Source organism: Providencia sp. (assembly GCF_052096715.1).
Taxonomy (GTDB): Bacteria; Pseudomonadota; Gammaproteobacteria; order Enterobacterales; family Enterobacteriaceae; genus Providencia.
Genome location: NZ_JBQDNB010000008.1, coordinates 51403 through 75076, shown reverse-complemented (window position 1 = coordinate 75076; position 23674 = coordinate 51403). Strand labels below are relative to the sequence as shown.

The following is a 23674-nucleotide window of genomic DNA, read 5'->3' as shown; positions in this document are numbered from 1 at the left end:
CGGCACTTAAGCCGTTTAGTATACTAATTCTGGGTTATATTTACGTTTTCATTCGAGAAAGCGTTATCAAGCTGACTTCTTTACGCTCTTCCGAGGTCAGTTTTTGTGTTCGTTCTTTTGCTATTAGATAGTTGAAACGTTCATCGAGTGCGCTATTAAATAGATGGTTTAGCGCATCTATAAATGTATTTTCCGCTATCTCCTCTATCTCTATATCGTTCCAAGTTGCTAGTTTTTCAAGCTGTGATGCATATTTATTATCGCGATAGCGCTCTAGCAGTTGCCCTGTGGTCATTCCGGGGTTGGAACGGCAAACATCAACCAATTCCTGAAATAGTGAAAGCCCCGGCATTTGTATATGGGCTATTCCCTCTAATGAGGGAACAAGTTCCGAAAGGTTCGGATTTTGTACCAACAGTGCGATTAATATTCGCATTGTTGTTGGTTTTAATGTTGGCGCCTGATAGTTTGGTTGCTCAGTAGTCTCTCTATCAATCATAGCAAGAACTTGAGAAATATCCGGTATACCAATAAAATTTCCTAATTCTTGGGCCATATAAAGGCGCAGAGTTTCACCTGGTATCTGCTTTATCAATGGGATAGCAAGTTTACTAAATTTTGCTCTCCCTTCAGGTATGGTTAAATCAACCTGAGGAACCAGTGAATCAAATAAGAACGTTGATAAGGTATGGGCATTTTGCATTCGCTGCTCAAAAGCCTCTTTACCTTCTTTACGTACCAATGTATCAGGGTCTTCGCCATCAGGTAAAAACATAAAACGTAGTTGGCGACCATCACTTAGATAAGGAAGTGCCGTTTCAAGGGCGCGCCATGCAGCTTCTCTTCCTGCTCGGTCTCCGTCATAACAGCAAATTACAGTGTCCGTTGAGCGATATAATAATTGGATATGTTCTGACGTTGTTGAAGTGCCTAGTGAGGCGACCGCATAGCGGATGTCATACTGAGCAAGTGCCACAACGTCCATATAGCCTTCGACGACAAGTAACTTTGTTAGTTCATTACTATTTTTTGTTGCTTCATATAGACCAAATAATTGGCGGCCTTTATGAAATATGTCAGTTTCTGGTGAGTTTAAGTATTTAGGTAATGCGTCACCTAATACACGACCACCAAAAGCGATAACACGACCACGTCTATCCCTGATTGGGAACATGACTCGTTCTCTAAAACGATCATATGTGCGGCCTTTATCATTAGTCACTAACATGCCAGCAGCATCAAGTTGCTGACGGCTTTCGGGATTAACTGCAAATTTTTTGAGCAAATTATCCCAGCCCGGAGGGGCAAAACCTATGGAAAAATGCGCAATAATATCTGCACTTAAACCACGTTGGCTTAAATAATCTTTGGCTTTATTTGCCGTTGGATGATTTAAGGCAGCGCAGTAAAACTGATTTATTTTCTCCATCAACTGATAAAGATTTTGTCGTTGATGTAGTTCAATTTGGCTTGCTCCTGTTCCTGTTTCGTATGGAACATCAAGACCGTGTGATGATGACAACTCTTCTATTGCTTCGACAAAATCAAGTTTGTCGTAATTCATTAAGAAATCGATGGCATTACCATGAGCACCACAACCAAAACAATAATAAAATTGTCTTTCACCATTAACAGTAAATGATGGTGTTTTTTCATTGTGGAACGGACAGCAAGCGTGATGGTTTTTACCCTGTTTTTTTAACGGGACTTTTGCATCGATTAAATCAATGATATCTGTTCTTGCTAACAAGTCATTGATAAATGAACGCGGAATTCGTCCAGCCATAAGCCTCTTTTTCGCCTGTTGATGAACGATAATAAGCCGCGCTTCCTTTCGGAAAGCACGGCCTTTAACTGCTTACTAATACTGCCTGTAATGGTTGCGATTAGTATCGCGACCGAGAGATACTAATACAGGCGAGTACGGCGTGCGTTTTCGCGAGCCAGTTTCTTAGCATGACGCTTAACTGCAGATGCTTTAGCGCGTTTACGCTCAGTCGTTGGTTTTTCATAGAATTCACGACGACGAACTTCTGCTAAAACTCCTGCTTTTTCACAAGAACGTTTGAAACGACGTAGTGCAACGTCGAATGGCTCGTTTTCACGTACTTTAATTACCGGCATGTGCCTCTCACCTCAATAGAAATCGGTTTGTTGCTGGTATTGGTTCACCAGCCTTCATTTAAAATGGTGCGGAATTTTACTTCAATGAGTACGGGTTTGTAAAGTGCCGTATAAAATTGAATCACGCAAGATTATCTGTTTTTCTGCTGTTTCGTTGAAAAAACAAGCAAAACCAAATAATAATGAGAATTAGCCACACGAAATTTTTATTACAGGGTGTTGATTATAGACTATACAACAGGGAAAGTCAGCCTTTATGCCAACATTAATTACACGATAGTCCAAATTTAATGATAAACTCGAACAGATGTAATATACAAGGGTAGTGTCATGCGCGTTTTAGGTATTGAAACTTCTTGCGATGAAACCGGGATCGCAATCTATGATGATAAACTAGGTCTGTTAGCTAATCAATTATACAGCCAAATTAAAGTCCACGCAGACTACGGTGGTGTTGTTCCTGAATTGGCTTCTCGCGATCATATTCGTAAAACAGTGCCGTTAATCCAAGCTGCACTTAAAGAAGCCAATTTAACGCGTGCTGATATCGATGCGGTGGCTTATACCGCAGGTCCTGGACTTGTCGGTGCATTGATGGTTGGCGCAACTGTTGGGCGTTCTTTAGCATTTGCATGGAATGTGCCTGCGGTGGCAGTTCATCATATGGAAGGTCATTTATTGGCGCCAATGCTTGAAGATAAAACGCCAGAATTTCCTTTTGTTGCACTACTCGTTTCAGGTGGTCATACCCAGCTTATTAGTGTGACTGGAATTGGTGAATATGAGTTACTGGGCGAATCGATTGATGATGCTGCCGGTGAAGCTTTTGATAAAACGGCCAAACTTCTTGGATTAGATTATCCTGGCGGGCCAGTGTTGTCGCGTATGGCGCAACAAGGTGTAGAAGGGCGATTTGTATTCCCACGACCAATGACAGACAGACCAGGTCTTGATTTTAGTTTTTCAGGATTAAAAACATTTGCCGCAAATACTATTCGTAATAATGCCGATGACCCGCAAACACGCGCTGATATTGCGAGAGCATTTGAAGACGCTGTCGTTGATACATTAGCAATTAAATGTAAGCGTGCACTTGAACAAACAGGATTCAAGCGTTTGGTTATGGCTGGCGGCGTAAGTGCAAATCGTGCTTTACGTGCAAAAATGGAAACTGTACTTAAACAACGTGGAGGCGAAGTTTTCTATGCACGCCCTGAGTTTTGTACTGATAATGGCGCAATGATTGCATTGGCCGGTTTGATCCGTCTTAAAGGCGGTTCAACGACAGGACTTGCGGTGACCGTGCGCCCACGTTGGCCTCTCGCTGAACTTCCTCCTCTCGAAAAATAAGACGTAATTCATTTTTGAATAAAAGAGCTGAAATCAGCTCTTTTTTAATGACAAATTTTTAGTTACAAAAATTGAATGTGTGATTAATGTAAAATCGTCACTGCATCTTCAAGGCGAATAGCACGATTTTTGACCATATTGGATGTCTGAGTACTTTGCTCTACTAACATCGTACTTTGCTGAGTAATGGATTCCAACTCACTAACGGCTTGTGTAATGTCTGATAATCCTGCGGCTTGTTCAGAAGTCGCATGACTAATATGGGTAATTAGCTGGGTAACATTTTGCACTTGATTCACAATATCTTTCATTGTGCTGCCTGCGGTATTGACTTGTACCTTTCCTGAGTTAACTTTCTTTTCGCAATCGGTAATCAGTTCTCGAATATCGTTAACCGCACTAGCACTTCGGCTGGCAAGGCTGCGAACTTCTTTGGCGACGACAGCAAAGCCTCTCCCTTGTTCTCCGGCTCGTGCGGCCTCTACAGCAGCATTAAGAGCCAGTATATTGGTTTGAAAAGCAATATCTTTAATCACATCCGTAATCGAGTTTATTTTACTGGTGCTATGTACAATATCATCCATGGTATTGACGACTTCTTCCATGATAGCGCCACCGCTGAGAGCGGTTTCACTGGTTTGATTTGAAAGCTTATCTACCTGAGTTGTATTATCAGCATTCATTTTAACGGATACCGTCATTTGATTCATGGTGGCGACCGTTTGCTGCATATAACCTACCGTTTTTAGTGTGTGGCTATCGAGTTTACCGCAATCACTGACAATGGATTCGCTGCCTTTACGTACATTATCGACCTGTTCAGAAACATCATTGATTAGCCAACGACAAATTAAGCCAAGTTGACCAATTGCACGTAAAAGTAGGCCTATTTCATCTACACGATTCATATGGTCAATACTATTGCGTTCACCTTTTGCCACATTGAGTGCTTGTGCTGTGATATTTTCGATAGGTTTTGCGATTATTCGTTCAAGAGCCAAACTACCGATTATTAGCGTCAAGAATGTACAAATGCTCGAGGTGATTAAGGGCATCTCGCGCATCCCAATGGCTGCTGCCATCGAAATCCACACAATAAACAATAAAGCCATTAACAAGCGAATTCGCCAACGAGTGGATATGGTTGAACAATGAAATAATCTATTTTTGGCCAGTACAATACCTTTGTAGATTTTTTTACTGCATCTATTGTCACACATGGCGGCATAAAGCGGTTCTACGGCGGCGATTTCTTGGCGAGTAGCGCGGATTCGAATTGACATATAGCCTGTAATTACACCCTGCCTTTCCATGGGAATGATGTTTGCTCTTACCCAATAATGGTCACCATTTTTACGTCTGTTTTTGACGATGCCAGTCCATGGTTCTCCTTTTTTTAAAGTTGACCACATATCAGCAAATGCTTCTTTTGGCATATCAGGATGGCGAATAATATTGTGAGGTTTATGGAGTAATTCGTTTAATTCATAACCACTAACTTGAACAAAGAAATCATTGGCATGGACTATGTTTCCTTGTAAGTCACTTGTCGTCATTAATGTTATATCTTCATCTAAGATATGTTCGTTTTGAGTGATATAAAGAGTTCTGCTCATGTTATTACCATTATGTTATACCCACCATTTTTGAAGTAACAGAGTGTCGGTTCTCGCTAAAGGACGTCCTTTGGACTTCATGGTCAGAGATTGACGTAAAATTCATCAGGAACATTCATTTTCCGACTATCTGTAACTCGAATTATTTAGGGTATGGTTTTATTTTGCTTCTATATAGTCGACAGCTTGTAAATATTCATTAGTAATAAATTTGCAATTATTTAACTTTTTTTTAAAAATGTGCGCTACCTATGATAAATAGGTGCGATAGCACGATCTGCTGTTCATACAGTTTTAAGGGTAGATATATCACTTTTGTTCTTCATGACTTTTTGTAGAGAGGAAAAAGGATGGGAAAATAACATGGGCAATAGGCGTTAAAAATTAGGCTGAAAGCTCAGCCCAATTCCGAGAATTAATCGTCTTGTTCCTGATCTTTGACTTCTTGAGCAATTTCTTTGTTTGTTTTTTGCTTTTTATTTTTCAATTTTTGCCAAATACGACTTTCTTGTCCGCGCCATAAACGCTGTATATTGGCGTGGTGACGTACGAGAACTAAACAAGAAAGCATCGCCACAGGGAAGGTGAACTCTGGTTTGAACCACCAAACATAGAAAGGGGCTAGCAGTGCGCTTACGATAGCTCCCAGTGATGAATAACCGCTAAGAAGAACCGTTAGTAGCCAAGTTCCCGCAATCAAGCCTGAGAGATCCCAGCCAATGGCAGCGATTGAGCCGAATGCTGTTGCAACGCCCTTACCACCTTTAAAATGAAAGAAAACCGGATAAATATGGCCTAGGCAGGCTGCAATTGCGACAAAGCCAAGATAGAATGGTTGCACATTTAAATAGTAAGCTAGCCAAACAGGTATCATCCCTTTTAACACGTCGCAAATAAGTACTGCGGCAGCGGCAGCTTTACCACCGATACGTAATACGTTAGTTGCACCAGGATTTCCTGAGCCGTGTTGACTCGGATCAGGTAGTCTTGCTAAACGGCAGATCAGTATCGCACTGGAAACTGATCCACAAAGGTAGGCGAAGATTATCATGCCAAGCGCGGTTGCACTCATAGCTAACTCCAAAACGGTTAAGGCCATATATTCACTTCAGTCTTGGATAATACGCATATTTTTCCAGAAGTGGTATCAATTCAGCATAGAAACGAGAAAATGACGTGATGGATATCGTATTTATTGAACAATTATCAATCATTACCACCATTGGTGTATATGACTGGGAACAAGATATTGAACAAAAGCTAGTGCTCGATATCGAAATGGGATGGGATAATAAACGCGCGTCAATGAGCGATAATGTAGAATACTGTCTAGATTATGCGCAAGTTAGCAATGCGATAATTAATCATGTTGGGAAAAATAAATTCGGACTAGTAGAACGAGTTGCTGAAGAAGTTGCTCAACTTTTGCTTAATCAATTTCAATGTCCTTGGGTTCGAATTAAAGTCGCCAAACCGGGTGCTGTCGCTCGGGCACTTCAAGTTGGGGTTATAATCGAAAGAGGCACGAAAACGGCTTAAAAAATGACTGGCGGCATTCTACCGCCAGTATCGCCAAGCGCTATAGCTTCATTTTTAATATTTGCTGCTGTTGCTGCCAGTTTGCAACTTTTTCAATTCGCTGACGCGTTAATTCATCTCTAATCTGCGGACCTTGGAAACCTTGCTCAACAATCGGTTTTACATTGACACTTTGTGCAACGTTAAAGGCTTGGCGTAGAAACTCAGCTTGTGGGTAAGCTTGTTGCTCAAGGCCTTTTCTTCCTCGAGCATCGGCCTCACTGATGATACTTAATTGCAACACGCGTTCAGGTTTTCGCCAACTATCTAAGCCATCAAACAACTGAATTAAGTTAACCGCGCTCAGCTTATCGATAACATGGACTTTATCATGATAGCGCGCGCTAAGGCGGGCAAGATCACGCGCATTGGTGGGCACTTTTAACCTTTCGCAAAGCTGCTCGATTAGCGGGATACCTGCTTCACCGTGATTTGGATGGCTCGGCCAGATATTTTTAGGCGTTAGCGCTTTACCCACGTCATGGCATAGCGCGGCAAAACGGATATCGATATCTTGAGATAAACTTGCCACTATTTTCATCACCATTAGTGTATGAATTCCTGTGTCAATCTCAGGATGCCATTTTTCCGGCGCAGGAACGCCAAACAGGTTATCTATTTCAGGAAAAAGGACCGCAAGAGCACCACATTGGCGTAAAACATCAAAGTACACTTGAGGTGAGTTCGACATTAATGCCTTTTGTGTTTCTGTCCAGACTCGTTCGGCAGTTAAGTACGATAACTCACCTGAAATAGTGATCGATTGCATTAACGCCATAGTTTCTGGCGCAATGCTAAACCCTTGTTCTTGGTAACGTGCTGCAAAGCGAGCGACGCGTAATACACGTAATGGATCTTCAGCAAAAGCCGCTGAAACGTGGCGTAGTAGACGATTGTTTAAATCATCAACGCCATGATAGGGATCAACAAGTTTACCTGAGTCGTCTTGCGCAATCGCATTAATTGTCAGATCTCGACGTAACAAATCATCTTCAATAGTGACATCTGGTGCGCTATAGCAACTAAATCCGGTATAACCTGTGCCAATTTTCCGCTCTGTTCTTGCTAACGCATACTCTTCATGCGTTTTTGGGTGCAAAAAAACAGGAAAATCTTTTCCGACTTGCTGAAACCCTTGCGCTAACATAGCTTCAGGTGTGGTGCCGACCACCACATAATCTCTATCTGAAATAGGCAACCCAAGTAGTTGGTCTCGTACTGCACCACCAACGAGATAAACTTTCATTATCTTAATTCATCCAACGGTCATGACGTTTTTTACGACGTGGAATAATATGAGGTAAAATCAAACCAAAAATAAGGCCAACACCTGCAACGCCACCGCCATACATAAACCACTGTAAGATCAGTTCGCGACGACGGTCATCAAGGTTAACTTCGACAATTTCGAGCTTTTTGCCTGCTTTAATTAACTCGTTTTTTAATTTTTCATTTTCAGCTTTTAACTGTTTAACGATGCTATCGTTATCGGCAACGCTTTGCTGCATATTGGCAGTACGCGTATTCCAAGTATTATCGATATTATCTAATTGTTGACGAAGTTTTTGATTTTCAGCTTCAAGTTCTGGAATACGTATTTTCATACTCGGCGTATTATTTAATTGCTCAATAGGAAGCCAAACTGTTCTCCCTTTTTCATCTTTGACTTGAGCAAATTTGTCATCTGTTGAGATAAGTTCAACAGGTTCTCCAGCATTGAGCGTACCAACAATGCGATATTTAGTCCCTGGGCCACTATGGACATAAGTTGATAACTCATCTGATACATAACGCTTTTCTGCTGCGTGAGCGCTAACTGATAGGCCTAGCCCCATGATTGAAATTAATAATAATGGAATTTTTCGCATGGTGTTTAGTATCTTTTTTTAGGTGAATGGATTTTATATTATTCAAATACTAATGAGTTAAGTGTGCGTGTGCAAATGCTTAACACTAAATGTTTGTAAAGAATGAGAACTATCTTAACTCACTAAATAAGACATTTTTTAGTACGGATATCAATATAACCCTCTACAAGAAGGTGAAAGTGTAGAATTTTTGGTTTCTGTGCAGTTTGTTTTCTCAGGCAACTCTGATTGGGGTAATATGAAGGCAGTGAAATTGTCAAATAAGGAAATATATGAGCCATATAGAAGTTGAACTCAAACTAGATGCAAAGAGTTCTGCTATTGATGCTGTTCGCCAGTGTGTATCGGCACTTTCTCATCAGCATATCGAACCCAGTAAATTGACAAATATTTATTTTGATACGAAAGAAAGGCAATTACGTCAATGGGATATGGGGCTGCGAATTCGTGGCTATGATGGACACTATGAAATGACTATTAAGACAGCCGGTCAGGCTATTAGTGGGTTACATCAGCGTCCTGAATATAATATTGATATAGATTCCCCTGAACTTGATCTGGCCGCTTTTCCGGCTGAGATCTGGCCAGAAGACACAGATATTCAAGCGTTACAAACACAACTAGAGATTTTATTTAGCACTAATTTTGTACGTGAAAAGTGGTTAACTACTTTTGAAGACAGTGAAATTGAAATTGTTTTTGACCAAGGCACTATATCTGCCGGTTCGAAAGATCTTCCTATACAAGAGTTTGAACTAGAACTGAAAAAAGGTTTTGTCGCCGATGTGCTTAATTTAGCTAAAAAGTTGGCAGATATTGATGGCCTGCATCTTTCTTCAATCAGTAAAGCGGCTCGTGGTTATTCGCTGCTTTCTCCCGAAGTTGCGCCATTAACTCCGCCTGACGCAGTGTTTGATTATGAACAACAACCATTAGAACAGTCATTAACACGCATGCAGTTGCTGTGCCAACAGCATGAAACTTATTGGTTAGCGGATGGTAATCATGCAAGGCAAGGGTTAGAAGAGTTTTTACGTTTTGTTCAGGCTTTTTTAATTCATTATCAAAATTCAGCTCCGCACTTTATTCATGACACTCCCCTTGAGCAACTGCGCTTAAATGTGGCTGATGAAAGTATGAGTGCCGATACCTTTTGCTATAGTAGTCCTTGGCTAAAATGTAAATTAGCATTTATACAATGGTTGATCGCCTTAACTTATTCAGATGTTCCATAAGGTATTGATGAAATGCATCCTTTTCCTCAGTTGCTGCAAAATAATAGTCAACGTATTTTAAGTCAGTTAACAGAACAAGCGAGCGAGTTACTGCCGCTCAGTGAGCAAGAACTTCACTTTTTATCGTTTAGTGATTTTGCGCTTAAACAGGTACTGGCTCATTCACGTTTTTTGCTACAAATTCGTGTTCAACCACCTCAAGCAGATGAGTGGCAACATTATGCCGATTGGTTGAAAGAGGATGTATTATCTGTTTCGAATGAAGAACATCTAATGCAGGTATTACGCACTTTTCGTCATCAAGTATTGGTGCGTATTGCCTGGATGCAAACATTAGAAACATGTTCGCAAAAAGAGACAATTCAACAGCTTAGTGAACTCGCCGAAGCTTTAATCGTCGCGGCTAGAGACAGGTTGTATCACGAGTGCTGCCAATCGTGGGGTACACCTTGTGATAGTGAAGGTTATCCGCAAATTTTACTCGTTCTTGGAATGGGTAAACTGGGTGGGCGAGAGCTTAATTTTTCATCTGACATTGATTTAATCTTTGCTTATCCAGAAAATGGAGTGACGCGAGGGGGACGTAAAGAACTTGATAATGCACAGTTTTTTACGCGATTAGGTCAAAAGCTTATTCGTGTGTTAGATCAAGTGACTGCTCAGGGCTTTGTTTATCGAGTCGATATGCGCTTGCGTCCGTTTGGTGATAGCGGGCCACTGGTGTTCAGCTTTTCTGCACTTGAAGATTACTACCAAGAGCAGGGGAGAGACTGGGAACGTTATGCGATGGTTAAAGCACGCATTATGGGGCCTGATAGCCTGCATTATGCGGATAGCTTACGTAAGTTATTACGCCCTTTTGTTTACCGTCGCTATATTGATTTCAGTGTTATTCAATCTTTGCGTAATATGAAAAATATGATTGAACGGGAAGTCAGACGCCGTGGTTTAGTGAATAATATTAAATTAGGCGCAGGTGGTATCCGTGAAGTTGAATTTATTTCTCAAGTATTTCAGTTGATACGGGGTGGCCGAGAACCTGTTTTACAATCCCAATCTTTATTTGCTACATTACAAGCTATTCGTGATTTAACTCTTTTACCCGATGAACAGGTAGTTATCTTAGAAGATAGCTACATTTTCTTGCGTCGTGTTGAAAATTTGCTGCAAAGTATTGACGATCAACAAACACAAACCTTACCAGACGATAATTTGAATCAAACTCGAATTGCGTGGGGAATGGGTTTTACCGATTGGCACGCATTTTATCAAGCTTTGACGCAAAAAATGGCCGCAGTGCATCATATTTTTACTGAGCAAATCGGTCAAGATGATGAAGCCGACGATACCAATACTTGTGATGAAATTTATATCACCCTTTGGCAAAGTGAATTATCTAAAGAAGAACTTGCAACATATTTGCCGTCAGCAGATGAAGAGATTGCACAAAAAATTATTCATGCCATTTTGATGTTTCGTCATGATTTGAATAAACGCACAATAGGCCCGAGAGGGCGTGATGTGCTTGATGAATTGATGCCAAAATTGCTCGCAAAAGTGGGTGAGAGAGATGATGCAGGGCAGGTCATTGAGCGGATGACTCCATTGCTACTCAGTATTGTTAGTAGAACCACTTACCTTGAACTGATGCTTGAGTTTGATGAGGTGCTAACTCATGTGATCCGCTTATGTGCGGCTTCACCAATGATAGCCGAACAATTGGCTCAGCATCCATTATTACTCGATGAACTTCTTGATCCTCAATCTTTATATCAACCTTTACCTTTAACATCTTATCGTGATGAATTGCGTCAATATTTAATGCGTGTGCCAGAAGATGATGAAGAACAGCAGCTCGAGGCATTACGCCAATTTAAGCAGGCTCAACTTTTGCGCATTGCAGCAGAAGATATTTCTGGCGTTTTACCTGTGATGAAAGTAAGCGATCATCTGACTTATTTGGCAGAAGCTATTATTGATGCTGTTGTGCATCAAGCATGGCAGAAAATGGCAAAACGCTACGGCGAACCAGCTCATTTATTGCAACAAGATGAAAAACAATATGGTTTTGCGGTATTAGGTTATGGGAAACTTGGGGGATGGGAGCTGGGTTATAGTTCTGATCTTGATTTAGTTTTCATTTTTGATTGCCCAATAAACGTCGTGACTAACGGGGAACGCTCTATCGATGCATGGCAGTTTTATTTACGTGTCGCGCAACGAATAATTCATCTTTTTAGTACTAGAACGACTTCGGGTGTTTTATATGAGGTTGATGCACGTTTAAGACCTTCTGGCGAGTCAGGTATGTTGGTGAGTACTATCCAATCTTTTGGCGAATATCAACAACATGAAGCATGGACGTGGGAGCATCAAGCTTTGATCCGTGCGCGAATGGTATTTGGGGATACGCAGCTACAGCAAAAATTTAATCAAATTCGTCATGAAACACTTTGTACCGTGCGTGACCCCGATGTATTACGCCAACAAGTGCGTGATATGCGCTTGAAAATGCATCAGCATTTAGGCAGCCATGAACAGAGTTTATTTGATTTAAAAGCAGACCCAGGCGGCATTACGGATATTGAGTTTATCGCACAATATTTGGTATTACGTTTTGCATCAAAGAAGGATGTCTTAACGAAGTGGTCAGATAATGTACGTATTTTTGAGTTAATGGCGAAAAATGATTTGATGCCTCAAGATGAAGCGGATGCATTAACGCATGCCTATGTCACCCTACGTGATGAGCTTCACCATTTATCGTTGCAATCGCTTCCTAGTCGTGTAGATATTGGCCGTTTTTCAAATGAAAGAAAATTAGTGCTTGAGAGTTGGGCTCGCTATTTAGGGCCAATATCTTGAGGTATGACGGGTTAATATCCTAAACAATTTGAGTTGTAGCTGATATTATCCAATATGCTAATATTGGCGCTATTCATTATCAGATTTCTTTTAAAACTGGAGTACGGGATGAAAGTAACACTTCCTGATTATAAACAAGCAGGTGTACTAGTTGTTGGTGATGTCATGTTAGACCGTTATTGGCATGGGCCGACTAATCGGATCTCACCAGAAGCTCCTGTTCCGGTTGTTAAAGTGACAATGGTTGAAGAGCGTCCTGGCGGCGCGGCAAACGTAGCGATGAATATTGCTTCATTAGGTGCAAATTCACGCCTTGTTGGGCTGACTGGCATTGATGATGCGGCAAAAGCACTAACTGAGACCTTAAACACAGTCAAAGTTCGTTGTGACTTTGTGGCTATTCCTACTCATCCAACCATTACTAAATTGCGTGTTTTATCGCGTAACCAACAATTAATTCGATTGGATTTTGAAGAAGGTTTTGAAAACGTAGACGCTCAGCCAATGTTAGAGCGCATTGAACAAGCGTTACCGCATATTGGCGCGCTAGTGCTTTCTGATTATGCGAAAGGCGCACTAACGCAAGTTGAAAAAATGATAGCGTTAGCGAATAAAGCGGGTGTGCCTGTCTTGATTGATCCGAAAGGAAATAATTTTGAGCGCTACCGCGGTGCCACATTATTGACGCCTAATATGACTGAGTTCGAGGCAATTGTGGGTCGCTGTAAAGATAATCAAGATGTGGAAGAAAAAGGCATGCAATTGCTTGAATCTTTAGATTTGACCGCATTGTTAATTACTCGCTCTGAACAAGGCATGAGTCTAATTCGTCGTGACGAAGCGCCTTTACACCTGCCAACAGAAGCACAAGAAGTCTTTGATGTAACTGGTGCTGGCGATACGGTTATTGGCGTATTAGCGGCATCAATCGCTTCAGGCCGCCCATTGCATGAGGCCTGCGCATTAGCCAATGCGGCAGCGGGTGTTGTGGTGGGTAAACTCGGTACTTCAACGGTTTCACCTATTGAGCTTGAAAATGCCATCAGAGGTCGAGCGGATAACGGTTTTGGTGTGATGGATGAAAATCAATTAAAGCTCGCGGTTGCAAATGCAAGGCAGCGTGGTGAGCGCGTAGTTATGACAAATGGCTGCTTTGATATTCTTCACGCTGGTCATGTTTCTTATTTAGCCAATGCCCGTAAGCTCGGTGATAGGTTAATTGTGGCGGTTAACAGTGATGCTTCAACCCGTCGTTTGAAAGGTGAAACGCGTCCGGTTAACCCATTAGAGCAGCGTATGATTGTACTTGGTGCTCTCGGTGCCGTCGATTGGGTTGTACCGTTTGAAGAAGATACCCCACAACGTTTAATTGCTGAAATTTTGCCTGATATTTTAGTCAAAGGTGGTGATTACCGCCCAGAAGATATCGCGGGTAGTGTAGAGGTTTGGGCAGCAGGTGGTGAGGTTATGGTACTTAATTTTGAAGATGGTATTTCCACCACAAATATTATTAAAAACATCATGAAAACAAGCTAATTAATTTGGATTAATTATGGTTGTTAATAGAGCCTAATCTTGGTGTGATGCCAAAATTGGGCTTTTTTTTGCGTGTAACCAAAATTACGCCATGGAAAAGACGATGATAGAAATGACTAATGACAATTTAAAAAATAGCACCACGCTGATGGTTTGTGGTGCTATACATTATTTAATGAGTATCAAAGGCTAGTGTGCTTTACTTTGTTGCACATACGGGGTATATACACCCGTTAGGCTCTCAAGGAAGGACACAATGTCATCGACATCTTTTTGAGGCAGTTCAGTACCAACTTGATAACGTAGCATTAATTTGACAGCTTCATCCATTGTGGCGACATCACCACGGTGAAAGTAAGGTGCTGTTAAGGCAATATTACGCAAAGTAGGGACTTTTTGGCGAAGCTTGTCCCGCTCATCTGAGGTCACATTCATACGACCAATATCTGCCGGGTGTAATTCACCAAATTCAAAGTCTTTTTTCAGACCGAGAGGTTCAAAAGAGCGGCCGCCAAGGATCACACCACCATGGCATGTTGCACATTTATTTTCCTTAAATAGCTGATAACCTTGTTTTTGTTGAGCAGTTAACGCATTTTCATCACCCCGTAGCCAGTTATCAAATGGGGAGTTCGGCGTAATTAATGTTTTTTCAAATTCAGCAATCGCATCAGTGATGGTATCTCCCGTAAATCCTTCAGGATAAACGATATTAAAATCTTGTTTTAAAACGGTATCTTTATCTAATTTACTTATGATTTCATCCCAAGATTTAGATGCCATCTCAATTGGATTTAATGGTGGGCCACCAGCTTGTACTTGTAAGGTAGGTGCTCTTCCATCCCAAAATTGTTCAACATTAAATGTGGAGTTAAAGACGGTTGGTGCATTGATTGGTCCTACTGCGCCACCAACACCAATGGATGTTTTACGACCATCAACTCCCCCTGCATTCAATGCATGGCAGTGCGCGCAGGATATTGTGCTGTCTCCTGATAAGCGTGAGTCATGATAAAGACGAAAGCCAAGAGCAACTTTTTGTTCGTCTACTTCGATTGATTGTGGAATGGGCTGAATGGGTTCATTAAGGTGCTCTTTTGCCGTATCCGCACTTGCATAATACTGTTTGCGCTGGTTTGCTATCCAGCTAAGTAAATTAGCGCGTTCCTCATCACTTACACTGCTTGCCCAGTGAAGAGCGACATAGCGAGTAGGGGGCATTGTATGATTTTGCATAACCCATTCAATTTTATTTAGCTCACTTTGTGGAACCGCTGTCCCAGATATTAGTGCTGCGCGAGCAGTTTCAAGATTAAAGGATTTATAGCCAAGTTGAATATCATAATCCATTAATTGTTTAGCGATTGGGAACGATGCATAGGCGGGTAATTCAGTTGACGGGGTATGGCAGTAATCACATCCTTTTTCATTAAAAAAGTTTAGGATTTGAGTATTTTCCGCTAGCGTTGAAGCGGGAATGTCGTTATTAAGCTTTCGTTGATTATCATGATACCAGACATAGCCCGATAATCCGAAATAACCAAATAAAAGCAAAAATACGATGGCAACCGTAATACGAGTAAGTTTTTTCATTACACTATCCTTGAGATATTGCGGTTAATTATTTTTAATTAATTTATAGACAACACCCTATAATGGATAAATTAATATAATTAGATTTGATTTTTATCAAAGATAGCCATTGGTTTAATCGATTGATAAAATAGCTTTTACCTATTGATTAAAAAAATAATATTGTGAATACAGATTATAAGGATTAAATAGATAATAAAGAGATATTTTAAATTACAGCTAACAAATTGATTATTATTTGTTTTTTAGTGTTTTTATTATCTGAGGCTTAATGGGAATTACGGCACGAAATGTAATCTCAATATAGACGTTATTTTTTAAGATAATTAAAAAGAGAAAAAATATTTTTCTTTATATTTTATAAACCCTCAAATACATATGAATATAGCTTAAATAGTTTTATAGCTAAATATCTATTTGAATTTTTCAAATAAAGTGACTCATTAATTGAAATCACTTTACCCGTCAATTAATGAGCTTACTTTTCTTCGGTCACGTTATCGTCATTAAAACGTGCTTCCAGTGCACTAACGCGCTGTTCCATTTGCATGAGTTTTTCACGAGTACGCAATAAAACTTGAGTCTGAATATCGAATTCTTCTCTACTGACTAAATCAAGTTTGCCAAGTTGTGATTGTAATAGTGAGCGTAGTTTTTTATCAAAGTCTTCACCTAAATCACGGACACCTTGTGGTAAAGCGCCTTGGATTTGACGTGCAACTTGTTCAAGTTTTTTCGGATCGAGCATTCGCGGGTCCTTAAATTTTTAGTAAAAAGGTTTTCAGTAGTTTAATACTTGCAGGGCAATCAATAAACCTCTTTATTCCCTTTACGCATCATAGTTCTGGTTTCGCTCATTATCGACTAAGTCATTCATTTTTATTGACGAAAAATGTGAGTAGTTCTCCAATATTGATTTTCATCGTTGCACAGTCGAAATATTGGCGCTATATTAATTGCGTTTATCTCAGGGCGGGGTGTAAGTCCCCACCGGCGGTAACATGCATCGAGCATGAAGCCCGCGAGCGCTTTATCATTTTGGTGGTAAAGGTCAGCAGATCCAGTGTAAATCTGGAGCCGACGGTTATAGTCCGGATGGGAGAGAATTAACTGTATCTGCATGTTTGTGCTATTTAGCACAATATTGTTCTGCATACCTGAATTTATAAATGGCGATGGCTCATTTATCTATTCATCATTTCTCGTACTCCTAAGACTGCCCTGATTCTGGTAACTAAATAATTTACATTTTTAAGAGGTTTTTACCATGAATCAGACGCTACTTTCAGAATTCGGTAACCCGAACGAACGTGTTGAAAATGCTATAGAAGCACTACGCCAAGGTAAGGGTATTCTTGTTCTTGATGATGAAGATCGTGAGAACGAAGGCGACCTTATTTTTGCTGCCGAAACAATGACGACGGAACAAATGGCATTTACTATTCGCTATAGCAGCGGGATTGTTTGCTTATGTATTACCGAAGAACGTCGCAAACAACTTGATATCCCTATGATGGTGGAAAATAACACTAGCCAAAACCAAACTGCATTTACTGTCACGATTGAAGCTGCGAAAGGGGTTACAACGGGCGTTTCTGCGGCGGATCGTACCACGACTATCCATACCGCTATCGCAGACAATGCAGTGCCGGCAGATATTAACCGCCCTGGACACGTATTTCCATTACGTGGACGTGAAGGTGGTGTGTTGGCGCGCCGCGGTCATACGGAAGCATCAATTGATTTGGCAACAATGGCAGGTTTCAAACCGGCGGGTGTCTTGTGTGAATTGACGAATGAAGATGGTTCAATGGCTCGCACACCTGAAGTTGTTGCTTTCGGAAGAGAGCACGGTTTAACGGTTGTGACGATTGAAGATCTCGTTAATTACCGTGAGCAAATGGCTAAAAAAGCAGGATAAGTTAGTCAGTTAATACGTTAAGCATATAGCGCTAGGCCATGAAGTTGCACACCTTTGTGGCCTTTTCAATTTTTTTGATGATCATACTCATAATTACCCCACTGTGTTTCACGCTAAAAAGCGTATGCTGATAATAGAATCACTTTTGAGTGGAGTTTAATTATCATGTCAATCAATACCTCTGAACACACAAATAGAATGCCTGCTGTTTTTATTGGTCACGGTAGCCCAATGAATGCGGTTGCAGATAATCCATACACCAAAGCATGGGAAGAATTGGGCAAAACGTTACCAAGACCAAACGCTATTTTGGTGATTTCGGCGCACTGGTATACCAATGGAACTGCTATTACGGCAATGCAAAAACCTAAAACAATTCATGATTTTGGTGGCTTTCCTGATGAGCTCTATCAAATTCAGTATCCTGCGCCAGGCTCTCCTGAACTGGCTAAGCGAGTAGCAGAGATATTAGCTCCACAAGATATTTTTTTAGATAAAACTGAATGGGGTTTAGATCATGGAACGTGGGAAATTTTAGTCCGTATGTATCCGCAAGCGGACATCCCAGTTGTGCAATTGAGTATTGATGGCTCGAAGCCCGCTGCGTGGCACCATGAGTTAGGTCAAAAGCTCTCAAGCCTAAGAGATGAAGGTGTGCTAATTATGGGGAGTGGTAATGTGGTGCATAATTTAAGAGCGATGAATTGGCAAAATTCAGCTGCCGAACCTTATCCTTGGGCACTTACATTTGAACGGTTTGTTTATGATAATTTGAATAGCCATGAAAAACCACATCCATTGAGCAAAGCTTTAGATCGTGAAGATGGTAAGTTGTCTAATCCATCGCCAGAGCATTTTTTACCGATTCTACCAATTTTAGGCGCATGGGATGGCAGTGAGCCTATTTCAGTTCCTATCGAGGGGGTGGTTTCGGGGTCGTTGAGTATGATGTCTGTTGTTATCGGCTAATTCTTTGTTTAGATAGTTCCCGTCATACTTCGAGCTACAGGGGTGTTGGCTACACAAAGCTACCCGAATCACATACTTATGTATGCTCATCGGGATAGCTTCGCTTGCCGCCTACCTGTAACTCGAATTATTTAGGGAACGCTTCGAACTTTTTAGATGGAAAGTCTAAAAAAACAAGAAAACTTTCTTTAAGATATCTGTATGTGGTTCTAACTCGTATCTCGAATTATTTAGGGATGTGAGACAAAACGGGCAAAAGTGCATAAAAAAGCCCAAATACAGATCTATTCTGTTTTTTGGGCTAGGGATATTTATTGCTTGAGTCTTAGTCGATGATCGTGTGCGGGTAAAAACGCGATAAATCTTGAGTGATCAATTCTTTATCTTCACGAATACAGATCCCTGCGGCTTGATCATTCACGAGCCAGCTTCCGACTAAAGTATAACTACCTTCAAATTGAGGAAGTGGATGGAATTGCTGAATAATCATACCTTCTTCACCATATGGACCATCGGCAGCTGCAATTTCTTTGCCGTGTTCGATAATTTTGATATTAGCCCCTTCACGAGAAAAAAGTGGCTTAATGACATAACTATCGAGTTCAGGTTTACTGCCATCAGCGAAATAAGCTGCTAGCAAGTTAGGGTGATCTGGGAACATTTCCCATAGCATCGGTAATAGCGCTTTATTGGAAATAATACTCTTCCATGCAGGTTCTAACCAGCGAACGCCAGCATCTTGCAATTTGGTTGAGAAAATTTCTCTTAGCATAAATTCCCAAGGATATAACTTGAACAGGTTACTGATAACCTGATCTTGTGTATCGGAGAACTCACCTTTTTCGCCAAGACCAATTTCATCAATATATAAAAATTCAGTCGCGACGCCTGCTTCATTAGCACAATCTTGCAAGTATTGTACGGTGCCTCTGTCTTCATCCGTATCACGGCAACAAGACATATGCAGAAGACGAAAACCGTATTGATCTTTTAACTGAGTAAAGCGTTCGATCAACTGTTCTTGAATACTGTTAAATTGATCGGCGTTTTCAGGCAGTTTTCCGGCTTCAATTTGATCTTCTAACCAGATCCATTGAAAAAATGCAGATTCATACAAAGAGGTTGGCGTATCTGCATTGTTCTCAAGCAATTTAGGTGGATTTACACCGTCATAGGCGAGATCAAGTCTTGAGTACAGTGATGGTTGCTCACTTTTCCAAGAGCTACGTACGAACTCCCAGCAATGCTTAGGAATTTGAAAACGAGCAAGTAGTTCATCGCTTTCAACCACGCGCTCAACAACTTTCAAGCACATTTGATGTAACTCAGTGGTTGCATCTTCAAGCTCTTCAATTTGAGCGGTGGTGAATTGATAGTAGGCATCTTCAGACCAGTATGGTTCGCCATACATAGTGTGAAATTCAAAACCAAACTCAGACGCTTTTTCACGCCAATTAGGGCGCTCAACAATAGGGACGCGTTTCATTACTTATCAACCACCCATTGAACGGGAAGAGGTTGATTTTGAAGATGAAGAAGAACGTTGAGCCATTGCTTGCTTATTCACGCTATCACCAAACCCACCACGAGTGACTGTTGAAGTTGTTGGCGGTTTAGGTGCCATAGCTGTTTTTGGTACACTGATTGAACGGCCACCGGCAGTTGCAGAACCATAGCTTTTACCTGTTGAGTCAACAAATTTACCATTGGCTGGGCTCGCTGGGTTTTTGGAACTAAATAGTGGTTGAGATGCAGCGCCACCGCCCATCATACGACCCATCATGTAGCCCATCATTAATGGCATCCACATGCTGCCGCCACCACTTTGAGCTTGTGCAGTTTGCTCGCCATTTGTTGAGCTAGTTCCTGCGATACCTGCTTGAGCGGGGGCTTGGGTACACATTGATTCACCAAACTCAGCAATACAGTCTGCTTGAGTTGCATATTTAGGCGCGGTTTTTGCTGCTTCTTGCAAAGCATTGTTATAAGCAATTGTACATTGCTCAGCTTGCGATGGATTTGCTTGGCTACAATCTTGAGCGTTAGTATACAGAGATACTGTTTCGTCGCTTTCTTCACAGGCGGAAAGCATAAATACAGCACTGACCGCTACAGCGACAGGCGCTAAACGATATGAACGCCAAGACTTACGGAAGGCGTTTTGATTAATATTTTTGGTGCGCTTCATGGTCATGGTAATTGCCCTGAATAAAAGTAAGATGTTAATTTCCTCACTCTAGGATAGGTGAAATACGCTGAAAATTAAAGCAGAAATATAGTATAAATAGGGCGAAGTTATCATTTTTATAAATTTATGCCATTTTTTAGTGTTTAATTCTCATAACTCGGCTAATGAATTTATTATTTTTGTTTTAAATCAGTTAATTAATCAATACTGAGTTTTGATGTGTCGAGATGATTAGCTAGTTGGGAATTGGCTGAATTTTATAAAAAGAGTGGTTGAAAACTAAGGTAACGGATCTAATATCGTTAAAACACGATTTTTACTGCATTTTTATCGTATTAGATAGTATGTGATGGATTTCAGATAAAAAATAACCCGCAAATTTAGCGGGTTATTTTTCATTAATTCAAGATTATTGAATTTTTGGCGCATCAATATTACGAATAATACTATTTGGCGCAGTTGAAATTTCTTTGCCTAAGCTTGCATTGAGACGAGCAATATCTTCTTCGTTCAATGTACCGCGAGCAAATTCAATATTCAGTTGGTTAATCATGTAGTCGTAACGTGCGTTAGATAGACTTTGTTTTGCTTGATAAAGCGCAGTCGTCGCTGTTAATACATCAACAATCGTACGGGTTCCCACTTGATAACTGGCTTCCATTGCATCTAAAGAGCTCTGAGCAGAAACAACCACCTGTTTATAGGCGTTGATGCTACTGATAGATGATGAAATGTTGTTATAAGATGAACGGACGAGCTGAATAACATTACGATAAATGCTTTCAAGTTGCTCACTTGCACCTTGGAAACCGTACTGTGCTTGTTCAACTTGTGAGCTAGTCGCGCCGCCTGAATAAATAGGTACACTCAAGGTTAAGCCGATACTATTTTGACCGTTATAACTGTTTCGTGCGCTATTAGATAAGTTGTCGTAGCCGCTACCGTGGTTATTCGTATTGGTGACACTCGTTGAAGCATCAAGACTTACCGTTGGCATATGGCCTGTTTCAGCTAAACGAATATTTTCACGTGAAACATCTTGCGCTAAACGCGCACTGAGCAAACTAAGGTTACGTTCTTCTGCTTCTTTTAAAATCACATCAACGTTATCAGGATCAGTTGTTTTAAAACGATCGATATTCAGTGATGCAAGTTGCACGTAATAAACACCACTGACTTGGCGTAATTTTTCTACCGCATTTTCTAAGTCATTACGGCCAGCAACTTCTTGAGCGATAACGCTATCATAGTTAGCACGGGCGTTTTGCACGTCAGTAATTGCTGCTAAACCGACATTAAAGCGTTGAGTTGTTTGATCTAATTGGCGATAAACAGCTTCTTTATTTGCTTCAATATAAGATAAAGCATCAATAGCTTTCAACACGTTAAAATACGCGGTTGCTGTATCTAAAATAAGTTGTTGTTGACCAGTTTGATAAGTTACATCAGAAATGCCTGCTGTTTTTTCTTGCAGGGTCAGTTGACGCCATTTAGACATATCAAAAACGGTTTGAGATAATTTTAATGATGCATTTAGACCATTACTCTCTGTATTTCTTGCATCACGATAGCCGCTACCATAGGTAGCACCAGCACCTAAGCCTAATTGCGGTAATAATGGGCTACGCGCTTCATTGATTTTCTCAAAAGCTTGGTTACGTTCTGCTAATGTTTTTCTGAGCTCAGGGTTACTTTCTTTCGATTTTTGGTAAACCTGTAGTAAATCTTCTGAATAGCTATTGGCACTGAGACCCACAAAACTCATTGCAATAAAGAGGGGAAGCAGTTTCTTCATTTGGATTCCTTGATTAAACAGCAAATTATGTTGAGCCTGTTGTCTAAATCTATCATGATGTTTGATAGTTGCTACTGATATTATAGGAGTTAATTATTACTCCTATAATATCAACAGTTTTAGAGACAATAATAAATAGGCTTATTGTTGCTCATATATATGAATAATGGCGCTCATTGTAACAGAGGATCGCTTATGATAACGGTAGCCTTTTGTGCCATTTTGTCTTAATAGTTTAAACATTACCTCATTTGAGGTTAAAAAACCTCAAAAACTGTTTTAATCCACAATTTTTCCTTAATCAGGAAATTAAGATCTCAGGAGAACATGATGGTAGATAAAACAGAATCACCTGTTAAATATGGTAAAAAAGATATTGAGATAATATCTAAGCGTAAATTATTTAATGGTTTTTTTCAAATGACTGAATATCGTTTTCGCCATCGATTATTTGAAGGTTCATGGAGTAATGAGATAACACGGGAAGTTTTCGAACGCGGGCACGCAGGCGTTGTTTTACCCTATGACCCTAAAACTGATAGTGTTGTTTTAATTGAGCAAATTCGTTTGCCTGCCATCGAGACGAGTGAGACACCTTGGCTACTTGAAGCAGTGGCCGGTATGATTGAACTGAATGAATCAGCAGAAGATGTCATTCGCCGTGAATCTATTGAAGAAGCCGGTTTAACAATAGGGCGCGCTGAAAAAGCGCTTAGCTATCTTTCTAGTCCAGGCGGCACTACCGAGCGTATGCATGTTTATATCGGTGAGGTAGATAGTACTAAAGCTAACGGTATTCATGGCTTGAAGACTGAAAATGAAGATATTCGAGTACACGTGGTCAGCCGTGAGCAAGCTTATCAGTGGGTTGAAAATGGTACGATTGATAACGCAGCAACGGTAATCGCAATTCAGTGGTTACAGCTCAATTATCAAAAACTTTATGAAAAATGGATGAATCTGTTTTAAATAACAATTAATCTTAGGGAAGTGTGTGCTAATTGGCAGATATTTAACTAATTACTCGTCATACTTC

General features: G+C 40.6%; 19 protein-coding genes and 1 riboswitch. Of the genes, 8 read left to right on the top strand and 11 right to left on the bottom strand.

Annotated elements, in window-relative coordinates; all coding sequences use genetic code 11:
- Window positions 1-40: 40 nt before the first annotated feature.
- The gene (gene dnaG / locus ACTH6U_RS08620) at window positions 41-1786 is read right to left on the bottom strand and encodes a DNA primase (RefSeq protein WP_434719934.1); all 1746 of its coding nucleotides are present in this window, start codon (window positions 1784-1786) and stop codon (window positions 41-43) included.
- A gap of 122 nt (window positions 1787-1908) precedes the next feature.
- The gene (rpsU, locus tag ACTH6U_RS08615) at window positions 1909-2124 is read right to left on the bottom strand and encodes a 30S ribosomal protein S21 (protein WP_001144069.1); all 216 of its coding nucleotides are present in this window, start codon (window positions 2122-2124) and stop codon (window positions 1909-1911) included.
- 330 nt (window positions 2125-2454) lie between these two features.
- On the opposite strand from rpsU, the gene tsaD reads away from it, so the two are divergent.
- Window positions 2455-3474, top strand: a complete 1020-nt coding sequence (gene tsaD / locus ACTH6U_RS08610) for a tRNA (adenosine(37)-N6)-threonylcarbamoyltransferase complex transferase subunit TsaD (RefSeq protein ID WP_294106741.1) — start codon at window positions 2455-2457, stop codon at window positions 3472-3474.
- Between the two features lie 83 nt (window positions 3475-3557).
- Here the strand turns inward: tsaD and ACTH6U_RS08605 are convergent, their stop codons facing one another.
- Window positions 3558-5090, bottom strand: a complete 1533-nt coding sequence (locus ACTH6U_RS08605) for a methyl-accepting chemotaxis protein (protein WP_441832015.1) — start codon at window positions 5088-5090, stop codon at window positions 3558-3560.
- Window positions 5091-5505: 415 nt separating this feature from the next.
- The gene (plsY, locus tag ACTH6U_RS08600; protein WP_441832014.1) at window positions 5506-6162 is read right to left on the bottom strand and encodes a glycerol-3-phosphate 1-O-acyltransferase PlsY; all 657 of its coding nucleotides are present in this window, start codon (window positions 6160-6162) and stop codon (window positions 5506-5508) included.
- A gap of 107 nt (window positions 6163-6269) precedes the next feature.
- On the opposite strand from plsY, the gene folB reads away from it, so the two are divergent.
- Entirely contained in the window at window positions 6270-6629 is a 360-nt protein-coding gene (folB, locus tag ACTH6U_RS08595) for a bifunctional dihydroneopterin aldolase/7,8-dihydroneopterin epimerase (RefSeq protein ID WP_294106748.1), read from the top strand.
- Between the two features lie 40 nt (window positions 6630-6669).
- Here the strand turns inward: folB and ACTH6U_RS08590 are convergent, their stop codons facing one another.
- Both ACTH6U_RS08590 and ACTH6U_RS08585 read right to left on the bottom strand, forming a co-directional pair.
- Window positions 6670-7914, bottom strand: coding sequence for a multifunctional CCA addition/repair protein (locus ACTH6U_RS08590; protein ID WP_441832013.1), 1245 nt, complete (start codon window positions 7912-7914; stop codon window positions 6670-6672).
- A 4-nt stretch (window positions 7915-7918) separates the two neighbouring features.
- Complete coding sequence (locus tag ACTH6U_RS08585; RefSeq protein WP_294106754.1) at window positions 7919-8536, bottom strand: TIGR04211 family SH3 domain-containing protein; 618 nt, start codon at window positions 8534-8536, stop codon at window positions 7919-7921.
- Between the two features lie 272 nt (window positions 8537-8808).
- Between ACTH6U_RS08585 and ACTH6U_RS08580 the strand changes: the two genes are divergently transcribed.
- The 3 genes from ACTH6U_RS08580 (at window position 8809) to hldE (ending at window position 14172) form a co-directional block, all read left to right on the top strand.
- Window positions 8809-9771 carry a CYTH domain-containing protein gene (locus ACTH6U_RS08580; protein ID WP_294106756.1) on the top strand — a complete coding sequence of 321 codons (963 nt, stop codon included), beginning with the start codon at window positions 8809-8811 and terminating at the stop codon, window positions 9769-9771.
- Between the two features lie 12 nt (window positions 9772-9783).
- Window positions 9784-12636, top strand: coding sequence for a bifunctional [glutamate--ammonia ligase]-adenylyl-L-tyrosine phosphorylase/[glutamate--ammonia-ligase] adenylyltransferase (gene glnE / locus ACTH6U_RS08575; protein WP_441832012.1), 2853 nt, complete (start codon window positions 9784-9786; stop codon window positions 12634-12636).
- A 108-nt stretch (window positions 12637-12744) separates the two neighbouring features.
- Window positions 12745-14172, top strand: coding sequence for a bifunctional D-glycero-beta-D-manno-heptose-7-phosphate kinase/D-glycero-beta-D-manno-heptose 1-phosphate adenylyltransferase HldE (hldE, locus tag ACTH6U_RS08570; protein ID WP_294106760.1), 1428 nt, complete (start codon window positions 12745-12747; stop codon window positions 14170-14172).
- Window positions 14173-14361: 189 nt separating this feature from the next.
- Here hldE and ACTH6U_RS08565 read toward each other — a convergent pair whose 3' ends face one another.
- Window positions 14362-15765 carry a cytochrome-c peroxidase gene (locus ACTH6U_RS08565; RefSeq protein WP_294106762.1) on the bottom strand — a complete coding sequence of 468 codons (1404 nt, stop codon included), beginning with the start codon at window positions 15763-15765 and terminating at the stop codon, window positions 14362-14364.
- Window positions 15766-16243: 478 nt separating this feature from the next.
- Window positions 16244-16513 carry a ubiquinone biosynthesis accessory factor UbiK gene (gene ubiK / locus ACTH6U_RS08560; protein ID WP_294106764.1) on the bottom strand — a complete coding sequence of 90 codons (270 nt, stop codon included), beginning with the start codon at window positions 16511-16513 and terminating at the stop codon, window positions 16244-16246.
- A gap of 211 nt (window positions 16514-16724) precedes the next feature.
- Window positions 16725-16876, top strand: a riboswitch (FMN riboswitch).
- 156 nt (window positions 16877-17032) lie between these two features.
- Here ubiK and ribB point away from each other — a divergent pair.
- Entirely contained in the window at window positions 17033-17686 is a 654-nt protein-coding gene (gene ribB / locus ACTH6U_RS08555) for a 3,4-dihydroxy-2-butanone-4-phosphate synthase (RefSeq protein ID WP_441832011.1), read from the top strand.
- 165 nt (window positions 17687-17851) lie between these two features.
- Window positions 17852-18655, top strand: coding sequence for a 4,5-DOPA dioxygenase extradiol (ygiD, locus tag ACTH6U_RS08550; RefSeq protein ID WP_441832010.1), 804 nt, complete (start codon window positions 17852-17854; stop codon window positions 18653-18655).
- Between the two features lie 325 nt (window positions 18656-18980).
- On the opposite strand, the gene ACTH6U_RS08545 is transcribed toward ygiD, so the two are convergent.
- The 3 genes from ACTH6U_RS08545 to tolC form a co-directional block, all read right to left on the bottom strand.
- Window positions 18981-20141 carry a glutathionylspermidine synthase family protein gene (locus ACTH6U_RS08545; protein ID WP_441829324.1) on the bottom strand — a complete coding sequence of 387 codons (1161 nt, stop codon included), beginning with the start codon at window positions 20139-20141 and terminating at the stop codon, window positions 18981-18983.
- A 6-nt stretch (window positions 20142-20147) separates the two neighbouring features.
- Complete coding sequence (locus tag ACTH6U_RS08540) at window positions 20148-20849, bottom strand: DUF1190 family protein (protein WP_336430461.1); 702 nt, start codon at window positions 20847-20849, stop codon at window positions 20148-20150.
- Between the two features lie 403 nt (window positions 20850-21252).
- Window positions 21253-22638, bottom strand: coding sequence for an outer membrane channel protein TolC (gene tolC / locus ACTH6U_RS08535; protein ID WP_294106774.1), 1386 nt, complete (start codon window positions 22636-22638; stop codon window positions 21253-21255).
- Window positions 22639-22968: 330 nt separating this feature from the next.
- On the opposite strand from tolC, the gene nudF reads away from it, so the two are divergent.
- The gene (gene nudF, locus ACTH6U_RS08530) at window positions 22969-23607 is read left to right on the top strand and encodes an ADP-ribose diphosphatase (protein WP_294106776.1); all 639 of its coding nucleotides are present in this window, start codon (window positions 22969-22971) and stop codon (window positions 23605-23607) included.
- Window positions 23608-23674: the final 67 nt, after the last annotated feature.

What these genes read in the sequence shown, in the direction of transcription:
- dnaG (WP_434719934.1), bottom strand. Translation starts at nt 1,786, where the DNA reads ATGGCTGGACGAATTCCGCGTTCATTTATCAATGACTTGTTAGCAAGA.
- rpsU (WP_001144069.1), bottom strand. Translation starts at nt 2,124, where the DNA reads ATGCCGGTAATTAAAGTACGTGAAAACGAGCCATTCGACGTTGCACTA.
- tsaD (WP_294106741.1), top strand. Translation starts at nt 2,455, where the DNA reads ATGCGCGTTTTAGGTATTGAAACTTCTTGCGATGAAACCGGGATCGCA.
- ACTH6U_RS08605 (WP_441832015.1), bottom strand. Translation starts at nt 5,090, where the DNA reads ATGAGCAGAACTCTTTATATCACTCAAAACGAACATATCTTAGATGAA.
- plsY (WP_441832014.1), bottom strand. Translation starts at nt 6,162, where the DNA reads ATGAGTGCAACCGCGCTTGGCATGATAATCTTCGCCTACCTTTGTGGA.
- folB (WP_294106748.1), top strand. Translation starts at nt 6,270, where the DNA reads ATGGATATCGTATTTATTGAACAATTATCAATCATTACCACCATTGGT.
- ACTH6U_RS08590 (WP_441832013.1), bottom strand. Translation starts at nt 7,914, where the DNA reads ATGAAAGTTTATCTCGTTGGTGGTGCAGTACGAGACCAACTACTTGGG.
- ACTH6U_RS08585 (WP_294106754.1), bottom strand. Translation starts at nt 8,536, where the DNA reads ATGCGAAAAATTCCATTATTATTAATTTCAATCATGGGGCTAGGCCTA.
- ACTH6U_RS08580 (WP_294106756.1), top strand. Translation starts at nt 8,809, where the DNA reads ATGAGCCATATAGAAGTTGAACTCAAACTAGATGCAAAGAGTTCTGCT.
- glnE (WP_441832012.1), top strand. Translation starts at nt 9,784, where the DNA reads ATGCATCCTTTTCCTCAGTTGCTGCAAAATAATAGTCAACGTATTTTA.
- hldE (WP_294106760.1), top strand. Translation starts at nt 12,745, where the DNA reads ATGAAAGTAACACTTCCTGATTATAAACAAGCAGGTGTACTAGTTGTT.
- ACTH6U_RS08565 (WP_294106762.1), bottom strand. Translation starts at nt 15,765, where the DNA reads ATGAAAAAACTTACTCGTATTACGGTTGCCATCGTATTTTTGCTTTTA.
- ubiK (WP_294106764.1), bottom strand. Translation starts at nt 16,513, where the DNA reads ATGCTCGATCCGAAAAAACTTGAACAAGTTGCACGTCAAATCCAAGGC.
- ribB (WP_441832011.1), top strand. Translation starts at nt 17,033, where the DNA reads ATGAATCAGACGCTACTTTCAGAATTCGGTAACCCGAACGAACGTGTT.
- ygiD (WP_441832010.1), top strand. Translation starts at nt 17,852, where the DNA reads ATGTCAATCAATACCTCTGAACACACAAATAGAATGCCTGCTGTTTTT.
- ACTH6U_RS08545 (WP_441829324.1), bottom strand. Translation starts at nt 20,141, where the DNA reads ATGAAACGCGTCCCTATTGTTGAGCGCCCTAATTGGCGTGAAAAAGCG.
- ACTH6U_RS08540 (WP_336430461.1), bottom strand. Translation starts at nt 20,849, where the DNA reads ATGACCATGAAGCGCACCAAAAATATTAATCAAAACGCCTTCCGTAAG.
- tolC (WP_294106774.1), bottom strand. Translation starts at nt 22,638, where the DNA reads ATGAAGAAACTGCTTCCCCTCTTTATTGCAATGAGTTTTGTGGGTCTC.
- nudF (WP_294106776.1), top strand. Translation starts at nt 22,969, where the DNA reads ATGGTAGATAAAACAGAATCACCTGTTAAATATGGTAAAAAAGATATT.